Annotated in this window: 10 protein-coding genes and 2 pseudogenes; all 12 read right to left on the reverse strand. The window is 28.8% G+C overall.

Going from position 1 to position 13,326, the window contains the following annotated elements; translation table 11 throughout:
- Window positions 1-400 precede the first annotated feature (400 nt).
- A pseudogene (locus N747_RS03385) lies at window positions 401-1,338 on the reverse strand (IS3 family transposase).
- A 235-nt stretch (window positions 1,339-1,573) separates the two neighbouring features.
- Window positions 1,574-1,872: pseudogene (locus N747_RS03795) on the reverse strand (sigma-70 family RNA polymerase sigma factor); the annotation flags it as partial.
- A gap of 955 nt (window positions 1,873-2,827) precedes the next feature.
- Window positions 2,828-3,271 carry a class I SAM-dependent methyltransferase gene (locus N747_RS0101250; protein ID WP_024563464.1) on the reverse strand — a complete coding sequence of 148 codons (444 nt, stop codon included), beginning with the start codon at window positions 3,269-3,271 and terminating at the stop codon, window positions 2,828-2,830.
- 1 nt (window position 3,272) lies between these two features.
- Complete coding sequence (rpoD, locus tag N747_RS0101255) at window positions 3,273-4,673, reverse strand: RNA polymerase sigma factor RpoD (RefSeq protein ID WP_024563465.1); 1,401 nt, start codon at window positions 4,671-4,673, stop codon at window positions 3,273-3,275.
- A 30-nt stretch (window positions 4,674-4,703) separates the two neighbouring features.
- The gene (gene dnaG, locus N747_RS0101260; RefSeq protein ID WP_024563466.1) at window positions 4,704-6,566 is read right to left on the reverse strand and encodes a DNA primase; all 1,863 of its coding nucleotides are present in this window, start codon (window positions 6,564-6,566) and stop codon (window positions 4,704-4,706) included.
- 9 nt (window positions 6,567-6,575) lie between these two features.
- A complete protein-coding gene (locus N747_RS0101265) occupies window positions 6,576-7,934 on the reverse strand; it encodes a glycine--tRNA ligase (RefSeq protein ID WP_024563467.1) in 1,359 nt (452 codons plus the stop codon).
- An 84-nt stretch (window positions 7,935-8,018) separates the two neighbouring features.
- Window positions 8,019-8,894 (reverse strand): GTPase Era, encoded by an 876-nt coding sequence (era, locus tag N747_RS0101270; protein ID WP_024563468.1) that lies wholly within the window; start codon window positions 8,892-8,894, stop codon window positions 8,019-8,021.
- A 118-nt stretch (window positions 8,895-9,012) separates the two neighbouring features.
- Window positions 9,013-9,453 (reverse strand): rRNA maturation RNase YbeY, encoded by a 441-nt coding sequence (gene ybeY, locus N747_RS03390; RefSeq protein ID WP_024563469.1) that lies wholly within the window; start codon window positions 9,451-9,453, stop codon window positions 9,013-9,015.
- A gap of 192 nt (window positions 9,454-9,645) precedes the next feature.
- Complete coding sequence (rpsU, locus tag N747_RS0101280; protein WP_024563470.1) at window positions 9,646-9,819, reverse strand: 30S ribosomal protein S21; 174 nt, start codon at window positions 9,817-9,819, stop codon at window positions 9,646-9,648.
- Between the two features lie 237 nt (window positions 9,820-10,056).
- Window positions 10,057-10,629: a YqaJ viral recombinase family protein gene (locus N747_RS0101285; RefSeq protein ID WP_029783875.1), complete on the reverse strand. Its 573-nt coding sequence runs from the start codon at window positions 10,627-10,629 to the stop codon at window positions 10,057-10,059.
- Between the two features lie 11 nt (window positions 10,630-10,640).
- Window positions 10,641-10,853 carry a hypothetical protein gene (locus N747_RS03395; protein WP_024563471.1) on the reverse strand — a complete coding sequence of 71 codons (213 nt, stop codon included), beginning with the start codon at window positions 10,851-10,853 and terminating at the stop codon, window positions 10,641-10,643.
- A gap of 143 nt (window positions 10,854-10,996) precedes the next feature.
- Window positions 10,997-13,255: an ATP-dependent helicase gene (locus tag N747_RS0101295; RefSeq protein ID WP_024563472.1), complete on the reverse strand. Its 2,259-nt coding sequence runs from the start codon at window positions 13,253-13,255 to the stop codon at window positions 10,997-10,999.
- Between the last annotated feature and the right edge of the window lie 71 nt (window positions 13,256-13,326).

Consider the following 13,326-nt stretch of genomic DNA (forward strand, 5'->3'; position numbering starts at 1 on the left):
CAGGAGATTTTTGAAATAAAAAGTTGTATAAAAAAGTGGAACAGTTCATCGCAATCAAGATTGCGATGAACTGTTCCACTTTTTTATACAACTTTTTATTTTAAAATGACTCTTTAAGACTAAAAATTAATAGATAATTTCCTATCTTTTCAAACTAAATAAATATTTTTTTCGTTTAAAAAAGTGTCTAAACTTTTTTTGATAATTCTTTAGTTTCAAAAGATATTTTTTTAAATATTTTATCCTTACACTATATAGTTAGGTAAAAAAAGTTAAAAAGTCGTCAACAAAATGAATAAAAAGCTCATTTTCTTTAAAAGTCATCATTTGATGGGATAAAAAAGCGTACTAAAGTAACCTTTTTCAAGGTTATATTATTTTATATTAATTCAACTAAAACTTATCTCAGATTTTGAATATATTGAGATGGAGTTGAATAGTTTAATTTACTTAAAATCCACTTAGTATTCCAAAATTGAGGAAATTGATTGATTAATTTTTTCATTTTATCAGGAGATTTTTGAAATAAAAATGGATGTTGATGTTGTAAGATCGTTTTCATTTGGCCGAAAAAGTTTTCAATGACCGCGTTATCACGAGGGGTGGCTTTTCTTGACATGCTGATTAAAAAACCTTTTTTTGTTAAATTTTGTTGAATTTTGAGTGATTGATAAACTTTTCCTTGATCGAAGTGGATGATACAAGGTTCTTTTAATGAAGGTAATTTTTTAATAGTATTTAAAACTAAATCTTTATTTTGTTGGTTTGAAGTATGAGAAGCAATTATTTGGTTGTTAAAAGAGTCGATAATACAAGAAAAATAGAGAAAACCTTGATTAGTTTTGAAATAAGTAATATCAGTAAAGAGTTTTTGGAGGGGTTTGGTGGACATAAAATCTTGATTGATTAAATTAGGGATTATTTGGAGATTATTTTTTAAATTACGGTAAGTAAATTTTTTTTAATTCTTAAACGACAAAAAATACCATTTTCTTTCATAATAGTATAAACTTTTTTCTTGGTGATGAACTCGTTAAAGGTTTTTTGATATAAATCAGTGATTTTACGATGACCGTAAAAATATTGTTGGTGTAAACACAAAGCTTTAATGCGATTTTGTTGTAATAAATATTTTTCTTTTTTTTCTTTTAGTTTATCTTTCATTTTTAACCAATAATAATAAGTACTTCTTTTAATTTGAATTGTTTTTAAAATAGTGGTTAAATTAAGAGTTTGATTGAATTGGTTGACTAAATGGAAAACCATTTTTTTATCAATTTTTTTAATCTTTTCAATGATGTTTTGTAATAATTTAATTTTTTGTTTTAATTTTTGCATCTTAATACCAATTATCTTTATAAATTATTTTAAATATATCAACTATTATAACTCTAAATAAGCGCTTCAGCGCGTTCTTCTTTTTGTTTAATACATAATATTCAATACTTGGTAAGGCAATTAATTTAAAAATTCAAGTTGATTTAATGATTAAAATAAATTAAAAAAATAAAATTACCTAAAAAAGAGGTTTTTATGATATCGATAAATAATAATGATATGAAAAATGATAATGTTTTTGGGGGATTGAAGGTGAATGGCTTTTTCTTATTAGTTCTCTGATTTCCGATTTGATGGTTGGAGTAGCGTAAGCAATAAAGTCATAACCTAAATCTTCGTAATTATTGAGGGCTTTGATTAATCCTAAAATCCCTTCTTGATATAAATCTTCTTTAGTTAAAACTCGAGGATAATATTTAAATTGATAAACTATTTTTTTGACTAATGGTAAATGAAGTGTGATTAATTGATTACGAATTTCTAAATTCTTTTTTATTTTTTAAAAAAATCTTTAAATAATTCTTGTCTTAACATTAGAATCCTTTCTAAAAACGTTTTTAGAAAAGATAAGAAATTATTTTTTTTAGTCTTAGAAAAGAAAAAAAGACTAACTTAATAGTTAGTCTTAAAGAGTTTTTAAAAAGTAAAAAAGTGTCTAAAGTTTTGGAACAGTTCACAATTACCCTTCATTTGTATATTTTATAATGTGAAAAGAATAATTTATGATAAAAAAATGTAGATTAAAATTGAAGTTTGTATATGTTTTCGCTTTCATGTTGCTAATTAATTTTTGTTTTTTTGAATATTCCAACCAAAACACAAAAACATCTTTCAAGATAAAAAAATTATTAATTTGTTGTTATTTTTTTTACTAAACAAAACAATATTTTAATCCTTCTTGTTTTAACATTTTATTTTACGCCTTTGATAAAGCAAAATGGTTTTTTAATTTAGCCTTTATAGCAGTTATAGATATTTCTGTTGACTGCTATAATACATATCATATAATGATAGAAAAATTTTTAAGTTTTTCAAAATCATCCTTTTTTATGTTTAAATCAATTTGAACACATCTATATTCCTATTTTATATTTTGTCTTTTTTTTGTATAACTCCTTTTGGGTGAAAAATACTAAATTTATATAGCCTACATTCATCCATTAATTTATATTATTTTTATATATATTGTTGTGATTTTATTTTAAAGGTGATGAGGAATTTATTTTTTATTTTTTTATTTATAATCTTTTTATCTGTATTTTTTTGTTTTTAAAAATATATTGTTTTAAAAGCAACCCCCCCAATTTCTAATTAAAAATTTTTTGCAAAATATTAGCAAATCGAAATATTTTAATTATAGCATTAAGACCAACTTAATTATTGTTCTTTTTTTGTTTATAAAATGGCATAATTATTAATTTATAATAAAAATATACCAAGTTATTAAAATAGTTTGATTTAATCATAGATATGGAATTGTAAGCAAAAATTAGCTTTTGCTAGTTACTTTTAAAAAATGATAAAAAAATTTGTCAAATAAATGATATTCTTTTAAAATTTGAAAATCATTTTTCAATAGCCATTCTTGAAGATAATCTTGATTGCTTTGTGATCCTAATATAAAATGTTTGTTTTTATAATTAGTTTTTTCAAGTATTTTAGTAATAGCATAAGTTCCCATGCCACAAATCAGGGCAAGATCAAAATCTTGGAAAATGTTTTGGAATCCATCACTTAAACAAAAAGTAACTGGATAGCAAGTAAGGTTTTTTTGGGCTTGAAATAAAGGTTTTAGTCTTATATCTGCTGCAATTGCTTGTTTGATATATCCTTGTTGAAAAGCTTTTTTGAGGACTAAACCATGATCTGTGCCAATGTCTACAACAGTGTCATAATTTTTAGTAAGAGACGCAATAAAAGGGATTCGTTTCATTTTATTTGTGGTTTTGGTACAAACTTTTTAATTTGCTTTGTTTAGCTGGAGTTCTGAGTCGTCTTAGAGCTTTGGATTCAATTTGGCGGATTCTTTCTCTGGTAACTCCAAATAAAGTACCTACTTCTTCTAAAGTGTGTGTTTTTCCATCTAAAAGACCATAGCGCATTTTTAATACTTTTTCCTCGCGGTCAGTTAAGGTGTTTTCTAAGACTTCATCTAAAAGTTTTTGAGTTACTTCTTTCATCATATATTCGTGGGGGGATAAAATATTTGGATCTGAGATAAAATCGCCCAAAGAAGTTTCGTCTTCTTCGTTTTCTCGTGCGGGGGCTTCCAAAGAGATGGGTTTTTTTTCGATATATTGGATGCTGCGAATTTTTTCAGCAGAAATATTCATTTTGTCGGCTAACTCTTCGACTGTAGGTTTTTTCTTAAGTTTTTGAGTTAATTTGCGAGTGCAAAGTGCCATTTTATTAATAGTTTCTACTATGTGGACAGGAATTCGGATAGTTCTTGCCTGATCAGCAATCGCTCTTGTTATAGCTTGCCTGATCCACCAAGTTGCATAAGTGGAAAATTTAAATCCTTTTTGATAATCGAATTTATCTACTGCACGCATTAAACCCATGTTGCCTTCTTGGATTAAATCAAGAAACAAAATGCCTCTTCCAATATAGCGTTTGGCAATGGAAACTACTAATCTATAATTGGATTCTACCAAAATATCTTTGGCGCGTCTTGCTTGTTCGATTTGGTCATGTGCTTCTTGGAGTTGATCTTCGGATAATTCAATTTCTTTAGTTTTGTGTTTGGCTAGCTTTTGTTTGGCTTGTTTGCCTAAAAAAACTAAAATGGATTTTTTTTGTTCTTCTGCCAGCGAAAGTAAAGGGATTTGACCAATTTCTTTTAAATACATGCGAACTGAGTCATCCATTTTAATATCAGAATGGATTTTAGAAATTTCTTCTTTAGAAATTTTTTCATCTTCGTCTTCTTCTAATTCTATGATTTTTTCATCTGATATTAAGTCTTCTTCAGAAATGTCAAAATCTTGGATGTCTTCTTCTGAGTCTTGCGTGTTATATTCATCTTTGTTGTCATCTGTTTTTTCTAAGTTTGCATTTGTTGATTTGGAATTAAGGTCAGCAAAATCATCATTGGGGGTATTTGTGTGTGTGTTGTGTGTATCATTTTTATTGGGATTTTCATTTAGAGATGGAGATGCTTGTGTTTCGCAAGAGATAATTTGAATCCCTTGTTCTTTTAGGTTTTGTGCTATTTGTTGATATGGTATTTTTATGTTTTGATTTTGCAAAAAAGACATAATTAATTGAGATGTTATTTTTTGTTTGCTTCCAGCTTGCTCATTTAAATTTTTGATAATGTTATCGAATTCCATTTATTAACTCCGTTTTTTTAATTAATTTGGCTATGAATTTGTTTTGATTTTGGCTTTTTTTAGATGATTTGTTGTTTTTAACAAAATATATAATTTACTAATTCGCTTAATTGTTTTTGTAATTGTTGTTTTTCTTTTTTGAGTTTGTCTTTGTTTTTTTGTAATTTGTTTTTTTTCGGTATTATCTATTTGAAGTAATTTATCATTTAACTCATTTATTTTTTGTTGTTTTTGTTCTATTTTGTCTCTGATTTCTAATTCTTTTATATAATTGCTAAATATCTTGCCTTCTTTATCTTTTAAAAGAGGACGCTTTTGCATTTGAAAAAAATGATGTTTTTCGATAGATGTCAATAAATCATCAATATTTTCTTTAAATGCAGTGTTTTTGATTTCTTCCCAAGGAATACAGGTTTTTTGAGGATTTTTCTCGTAATAATTTTTAATATAGTTTAGTAGACAACTGTATTGCAAGTCGTTAAAACCAGGGGTTTTTTTGATGGTGGCAAATGTTTTGTGGTTTTGGGTTTTGAAAAAAGCAGCATTTAAAAGTAATTCTATGATGATTTCTATTTTAATGTCAAATTTGATTGCATTTAATTGTTGTTTGGTGTGATCCATGTAAAGAGGTTTTGGAATTTTGTCAATTGAGACTTGAGAATTGAGATTAACTGTTAGTTGATATTTTTTTTGTAAGTATTCTTGATAAAACATTTTTATTTCAAAGCTTGAGAATTGGAACAGTTTTTGTAATTCTTTTTTGATTTGAGTTTGGTTGTAAGAATCCATTTGTTTACAAATCAAATCCACTTTTAAAGCTAAAAAATCTTTTAAATTATTGGTTAGAAGGTGTTTGTATTTTTCCGGCCCTTCGGTTTTGATGTATTCGTCGGGGTCTAGATTATTTGGAAAATCCACTATTTGAACTTTGAATTGGTTTTTTTGGAGAAAGGTTCCAATTTCTAAAGTAGCTATTTTTCCTGATTTGTCTCCGTCATAGGCAATAATTATTTTGTCGGTGAGTTTTTTTAATAGTTTAGTATGATCTGAAGTAAGATTGGTTCCCATGGTAGCAACTACGTTTTGGATTTGGGCTTTGAAAGATGCCATAACATCAAAAAAACCTTCATGCAAAATGACTGTTTGTTTTTTTCTGATTTCAGCTTGGTTTTCGTAGTATTGATACAAAGTCTCGCCTTTTTTGAAAATTACTGTTTCAGGACTATTGAGATATTTAGGCATTTTATCATCTAAACTACGGCTGGAAAAAGCAACAATTTGGCCTGATTTGTTAGTGATGGGAAAAATGAGGCGGTTTTTGAAAAAATCATAAAAGTTACCGTTTTTGTCGTCTTGATTGATGAGGTTTAATTTTTTGAGGTCATAAGGATCAAATTTGGCACCTTCCATTAAATAGCGTGATAAATGGGACGCTTTGGGAGCATAACCCAATTTAAAATTTTTTATGATGTCATTGCCAAAGCCTCTTTTTTCTAAATAATTGAGGACTTGTTTGTTATGTTTTAATTGATGGGAATAAAAATCTGCTGCTTCTTGCATGATATTGTAGAATTTTTGGTATTGATTGGTGTTTTTTTGGGGAAGGGAAGTAGTGATTTCTAAGCGGGTTGCCAGTTCAAAAATGGCTTGATTTAAATCGATGTTTTTGATGCTTTTGTAAAAAAAAACAGGATTGCCGCCTTTTTTACAAGACATACAAACTCCTATATTTCTTTCAGGAGACACAGAAAAAGAGGGTGTTTTTTCATCGTGAAAAGGGCATAATCCCATGTAATTTTTGCCTGATTTTTTTAATTGTACAAATTCTTGAACTAAATCAAGGATAGGCATTTTTTCATTGATTTGATTAATTAATTGTTTGTTATCTTGCATTTTGATTCATTATTTTAAAATAATTTTTTCTTTGATGTATTTTTTTACTTCTGTTAGCAAAAAGTTTTGTTGTTTGGCAGTGTCACGATTTCTTAAAGTAACTGTGTTGTTGGTAAGGGTTTTATCGTCTACAGTGAGACAAAAAGGAGTGCCGATCATATCTTGTCTGCGGTATCTTTTGCCAATACTTTGGGTCTCATCGTAACAAACATCAAAATGTTTAGCTAAATGTTGATGGATTTCTTGGGCTTTGGCACTGTGTTTTTTTTTGATTAATGGCAAAACAGCTACTTTGTAAGGTGCTAAAAAAGGGTGAAAAGAAAGGATTTTTCTTGTTTCGTTGGAGGTGTTGTTTTCATGGTAATTGTTAATTAGAAAAGCAAAAAATAGTCTTTCTATTCCTAAAGAAGGTTCGATAACATAGGGTAAAATTTTTTGTTTGTTATTTTCGTCAAAATAAGTAAGATCTTTTTTTGAGTGTTGTTGGTGGTTTTTTAGGTCGAAATTTGTTCTGGAAGCGATCCCCCAAAGTTCGTCAAAACCCCAAGGAAATTTGAATAAAATATCGCAAGTTTGTTGTGAATAATGGCTGAGGTCTTCTTTTTTATGATTTTTAAATGTTAAATTTTGTGGGTTCATGCCTAAAATAATTAAAAAATCATACATTAAGTTTTTCCAGTGTCTAAACCAATGGGCTTCTGTGCCTGGTTGGCAAAAAAATTCTAGTTCCATTTGTTCAAATTCACAAGTACGGAAAATAAAGTTACCTGGTGTCACTTCGTTGCGGAATACTTTTCCAATTTGGCAGACTCCAAAGGGAAGTTTTTTTCTTGTGGTTTTTAAAATGTTTTTAAATTGGATAAAAATGCCTTGTGCTGTTTCAGGTCTTAAATATATAGGTTTGGAGTTTTCCAAAATTACTCCTTGATGAGTTTTAAAAAGCATGTTAAAAGGTCTGATTGGTGTCCAGTTGGAAGTTCCTAAGACTTTGTTTTTGACTAAATAGTCATGCATTTGTTCGTAGGACCAACCGCTAATATCTAACTGCGGATCGTGGGTTTCGATGAGTTTATCGACGCGAAATCTCTTGTTGGTGTCTTTATTTTCGGTAAGGGGATCCGAAAAAGAATCCAGATGACCTGAGGCTTTCCATACGTTAGAATTAAGCAAAATGGAGCCATCTAACAAAACATTATTGGGTTGTTCTTGGACAAATTTTTGTAACCAAGCTTTTTTAATGTTGTTTTTTAATAAACTGCCTAAAGGGCCATAATCCCAACTATTGGCAAGCCCTCCATAAATTTCACTGCCTGCAAATACAAAGCCTGTTTGTTTGGCTAATGAAATAACTTTCTCTAAATGTTGCATCCCAAAGCTCCTTTTTGTTGTTTGTGTTTATGTTTTGATTTTTACATTGTTATATTTTTGATTTTTTGTGTTAATTATAATTATTTAATATCCAAAGCGACTTAATAAATCTTTTTGATTGCGCCAATTAGGATATACTTTAACCCATAAATTAATGTGAGTTTTGATTTTCAAATGGCAATTGAGGTCTTGGCGGACATGTGTTCCTATTTGTTTGAGTTTGGATCCTACCTTACCAATTAAGATTTGTTTTTGGGAGCTTCTTTCTACCAAAATCAAGCCCCAAATTTCTAATAAATGGTCTTTTTGTTCCATTTTTTCAATTATTACAGTTGAGGCGTGAGGGATTTCTTCATGTACATAATAAAGGACTTTTTCGCGGATTATTTCTGCTATCCAAAGTTCTTTTTTTTGATCAGTAATCATGTCTTGAGGATAGTAAGCTACTCCTGATTTGATATTTTGATAGATATTTTCTTTTAAAAAAGTGTTGTTTGTGGCTTTTATAGCTGAAAGTGGGATTACTGTTTTAAAAGAAAAATGATTTAAATAGCTCAAAATAATAGTATCAATTTGGCTTTTGCTTTTTAAACGGTCAATTTTGTTGATGACTAAAAAAACTGGTTTTTTGGTTTGAAAAATCACCTTTAATAAAGTTTCTTCTTTGGGATGATAAAAGGAATCTGTTAAAAAGAGAATTAAATCAACATCTTTGATGCTTTGAAAAGCTATGTTGTTCATTTTTTGGTTTAATAAATGTTTGTATTGGTTAATTCCTGGTGTGTCTACAAAAATATATTGGGCGTTAGGTTCGTGGCAAATTCCAATAATTTTGTGGCGTGTTGTTTGGGGTTTGGCGCTTGTGATGGCGATTTTTTTTTGGGTTAATGCGTTTAGAAGAGTTGATTTGCCGACGTTTGGGCGTCCCAAAATAGCAATAAAACCAGATTTAAAATCCATGTAAGTCCTCATTTTCTTAGTTATTTTTTGTTTTTTATTTTTTCTTGTGGGTGTTTGTGTGTTTTTTATTTGTTTTTTCTTTTTGATTAGTTTTTCTTGGATTTGGGATTTTGCTGTTTTATGTGGTTGTGTCTAAATTCATACCTACGTTTTGTAAAATTTTTTCTTGTAAATTAAGCATTATTTGAAGCTCTTCTTCGGTGCGATGTTGATAGCCTTTAAGATGTAAAAAACCATGCACTGCTAAAAAAGCAATTTCGCGTTCTAAACTGTGTTTGGCTTTTTTTGCTTGGTCTTTGGCTTTGGGAAAAGAAATAAAAATATCACCTAAAGAATTGTCTTCTAAACCTGCAAAAAAAGTTAAATCATTAGGAAAAGACAAAACATCTGTGGGATAATTTTTTTGTCGATAAAAGGAATTAAGTTCTTGAATTTTTTCGTTGGTAACAAAAATAAGGTGCATTAATTTTTTTTCTTTGATGGGTAAAAAAATTTTAATTAATAAAGATTTAAAAGGCATGATGCAAAAAGAAGTTTGATTATGGATTTTAATGATCATTTAGAATTTCCTATTTGGGGTTTGGGTTGCAGTTGTAGTTGCAATTGTTTTTGGTAATTTTAAAAAATGAGATTATTTTTTTTATTATTTGAATGAATAAAAAGACATTTGTAAAAAAACTTAATAAAATGTAAGAAAATATAAAATAAAAAAAGCAACTTGTTTCAAGTAGCTTTTAATTGATTAAATACATTAACGCTTTTTACTACGCATATTTTTTTGGCGATTTTTCTTTTGTATGTTTGGTTTAATATAATGTTCTTTGCGACGCGCTTCTGCTAGGACACCAGATTTAGAAACTTCTCTTTTAAAACGACGTAGCGTTTCTTCGATAGTTTCTCCTTTACGAAAAACAGTTTTTGGCATTAATATCTCCTTTCCATAATCTCAAAATTAAAAATTAAAAATCAGCAATACTAATTATATTATATCTCTTTTTTTGTTGTTTGTCAATAAGAGAAAGCAAAAAAAATAATTAAATATTTAAGTAAGTGGTTTTTCTTTTGTTTGGGGGTCATTTTTTATGGTAAAATTTTTCATAAATGGGGTTAAATTAAATGCAATAGCAACAATGTTTTTTTATATAAATGAGTAATTTTATATTTAGAGTTGTTTTTGTAATTGTTGAGTTTTTAAGTATAATTGAAAAAAACGACTGCACTGTTCAAGCATGTTTATGATAAAATTCGGGTCTTCTTTGACTTCGATAGTTTTATTGGTTTGGTCGTTTTGATAGACTAAAAAGTAAGCTTTAATTGATTGGGAACAATAAATTTGGGCTTGTAGTTGGGCATAATAAATAGTAGGGATTTTGTCTTCATTCAAAAAGGTTTGCCAAGTATAAGAGGCAAAAGAAATTGGGCATTTTATTTCTAAGAGGTTTTGATATTGGGCGTCCCATCCATCCAAAGAAGCAGACATGAAATCTTTGACAAAGACTTTGGGTTCGAATTTCATTTTTTGTGTTTGGTTGAAAAAATTTCTTGCTTGGGGTTCCAAAGTTCGTCCGCGTTTCATTGCTTCGTTGTCTTTGATTGGAGTTCCAAAAACTTTTCTTTTTAATAATTGTTCTTTGTTTTCAAATGGATTTAAGCCCATGATAGCTGCTACTTCGGAAGCATTAATGTATTTTTTGCGATGATTATGCCAAGCTAAGGTATTTTGTTCTAATTGCATATGGTATCAAACTATTGTTGGCACCAAAAGGAAAGTCCAAAAAAAGCCATGGTTAAAACAGTAAGAAAGCAGTTTAAGAATAATTGTTCGCCTTTAATTTTGCGTCCTTGTTTTTGTTCGGAAAAAGAATTTCCCAAAGAAAAGCTGTCGTTGCTATCTGCTAAAAATAAAGTACTTAAAACGATAAAAGTACAAATAGTTACAAAAAAAACAGTATAATTCATAAAAAATCTCCTTTTAATTTTAATTTTGATTTTATTGTTTTTTGGGTTTGTTTTTGGTAATTTTAATTTTGATTTGTTGTTTTTTTGGTTTAATTAAAATAATGATGGTATGATTCGTTTTTGATGAATGTTTAAAAATTCACTTACTCTTCTATTTTAGCAAGAAAAGCAGTTGTATTTTCAAAGATTTTTATATTTTGTGAATTTATAAAACGGACTTGGATTAAATCTTGCATGATGGTTTCAACTACGCCCAAGCCGAGAGTTTTGTGTTTGACTTTGTCTCCTTTTTGAAAAAAGCCATTTCCATTAGTGGAAGATATTTGGTTTGATTGTTTTGGTTGAAATAAATGCGGGGAAAAATAATTTGTTCTTGGGTTTTCTTTTTGAAAAACGCCCATTTCTTGTAAAAAGCGTGAAGGTTTGCTGTCTATTTGTTTGCCGTATGAAATTCTTTGACAAGCCCCAGTTAAAAATAACTTTTCTTCGGCTCTTGTAACTGCTACATAAGCTAGACGTCTTGATTCTTCTAAATCGCTTTTTTCTTTTTGGTTGCAATCAAAAAAAATATCTTCAAAAGCAGCTATAAAAACCACTCTAAATTCTAAACCTTTGACTTTGTGAATAGTAGAAAGTTTAACGCGATCGTTTTTGCTTGGGTTTTTGGGGTCTTGTTCGGTTTGTTCGTTAGTTTCACTATACAAAGATATTTGATCTAAAAGTTGGGTTAATTTTTCAAAAACACCACTTCCTTCCAAATTTTTTTCCGCTTGCATAAAAACTGATTTTAATTCTTCTATGTAATGCAAAGCAGGCTCAAAATCTTTTATTGATTTCATTTTGCAAGTTTTATCGTTTTTGCGACAATACCCAATTTTTTCATCAATATAAGTAATTATATCACTAAGACAGTCAAAAGAATCATTAATTAGTTCTTGACGCAAAGTTGTAATTAATTTTTGGAATTCGTTTAGTTTAGTTTTGTTATTTTGTTTAATTGGAGTTTGTTCTAGGTAGTTAATGGCGTCAAAAAGAGCTAAGTTTTTTTCTTGGGCAAGTTTTTCTAGATGTAAAAGTGAAGTTGTTCCAATACCTCTTTTAGGGGTGTTAATGATACGTTTGAAATCAAAATCTTGTGAGGGATTTGCAATAACATTGAGATAAGCTAAAAAATCTTTGACTACTTTACTTTGGTAAAAGGAAGTGCCTCCAAAAACTTGATAAGGAATGTTGTTTGATAAGAATTTTTCTTCCAAAGGGCGTCCCAAAATATTAGTGCGATATAAAATAGTAAAATCTTGATATCTGTAAATGCCTTTTAAAACGAGGTTTTGGATGGTTTTTGTAATGTAGTTTGTCTCTGTTTTATAATCTTCAAAAAACTTGTAAATAACAGCTTCTCCTTCGCTTTTAGTGCTTTTGAGATTTTTTTTAAAAATGTTGGATTCATTGTATTTGATCAAAAGGTTGGCTTTGTCTAGGATGTTTTTAGAAGAACGGTAATTTTGTTCTAAAAAGGCTATTTGAGGTTTAAATTTGTTTAAGAATAATTGGCTGTTTTCAAATCTGGCTCCTCGAAAAGAATAAATGTTTTGATCAGGGTCTCCTACTACAAAAATATTTTGGTGTTTTTGGGCTAAAAGAGTTAAAATTTGGTATTGAAAAAAATCAGTATCTTGGAATTCATCAACTAATAAATATTGGAATTTTTGTTGATAAAAAACCCTTACATCGGCATTTTCTTGGAGCAGTTGATGCGTGTATAAAATGAGGTCATCAAAATCAACTAAATTGTTGTTTTGCAAAAAAATTTGATATTTGACTTTGATTGGCATTTCGAATTCGTATCTGTTTTCGCGTTGAAAATTGTGTTCTTTTTGGGTTCCATGTTGCAAAGTATCTTCATTTTGTGGTTCGTGTTTTCTTTTAATAGCGGAAATGCTTTTTTTTAATTCGCTAATTTTTACTCTTTTGGGATCGATGTTCATTTTTTTTAAAATATCTTTTATGATTTTTTTGCAGTCGTTGTCATCTAAAATTTTGAAATTGTTTCGATATGCAAACGGTAAAAAGGGAATAAATTTTCTTAAAATTTGGTTTCCTAAAGAGTGAAAAGTACAAATAGTGATGCCTTTGGTTTTTTCTTTACCAATCATTTGGACAAGTTTTTCTTGCATTTGTTTGGCAGCTTTGTTGGTAAAAGTAAGGGCTAAAATTTGGTTGCTTGGCAAGTTTTTTTGTTCGATTAAATAAGCAATTTTAGCAGTTAAAGTGGTGGTTTTACCAGTGCCTGCGCCTGCTACTAGATAAAAAGATTTAGCATTGCTTGTGACTGCTGCAAGTTGGGCTTGATTCAAAGGTTTATTTAATTTTTCTAAAAAATTGGTTTTATTGGAAAACATTTTTATACCTTTTATTTATTTGTTTATCCTTTTTGTTTTGTGTTGTTTGGTTTTGTAGTGTTTTTTGTTGG

It is taken from the genome of Candidatus Phytoplasma tritici (genome assembly GCF_000495255.1).
GTDB lineage: Bacteria > Bacillota_I > Bacilli_A > Acholeplasmatales > Acholeplasmataceae > Phytoplasma > Phytoplasma tritici.

Excerpts from the sequence above, each read along its gene's own strand:
- N747_RS0101250 (WP_024563464.1), bottom strand. The coding sequence starts at position 3,271 with ATGAAACGAATCCCTTTTATTGCGTCTCTTACTAAAAATTATGACACT.
- rpoD (WP_024563465.1), bottom strand. The coding sequence starts at position 4,673 with ATGGAATTCGATAACATTATCAAAAATTTAAATGAGCAAGCTGGAAGC.
- dnaG (WP_024563466.1), bottom strand. The coding sequence starts at position 6,566 with ATGCAAGATAACAAACAATTAATTAATCAAATCAATGAAAAAATGCCT.
- N747_RS0101265 (WP_024563467.1), bottom strand. The coding sequence starts at position 7,934 with ATGCAACATTTAGAGAAAGTTATTTCATTAGCCAAACAAACAGGCTTT.
- era (WP_024563468.1), bottom strand. The coding sequence starts at position 8,894 with ATGGATTTTAAATCTGGTTTTATTGCTATTTTGGGACGCCCAAACGTC.
- ybeY (WP_024563469.1), bottom strand. The coding sequence starts at position 9,453 with ATGATCATTAAAATCCATAATCAAACTTCTTTTTGCATCATGCCTTTT.
- rpsU (WP_024563470.1), bottom strand. The coding sequence starts at position 9,819 with ATGCCAAAAACTGTTTTTCGTAAAGGAGAAACTATCGAAGAAACGCTA.
- N747_RS0101285 (WP_029783875.1), bottom strand. The coding sequence starts at position 10,629 with ATGCAATTAGAACAAAATACCTTAGCTTGGCATAATCATCGCAAAAAA.
- N747_RS03395 (WP_024563471.1), bottom strand. The coding sequence starts at position 10,853 with ATGAATTATACTGTTTTTTTTGTAACTATTTGTACTTTTATCGTTTTA.
- N747_RS0101295 (WP_024563472.1), bottom strand. The coding sequence starts at position 13,255 with ATGTTTTCCAATAAAACCAATTTTTTAGAAAAATTAAATAAACCTTTG.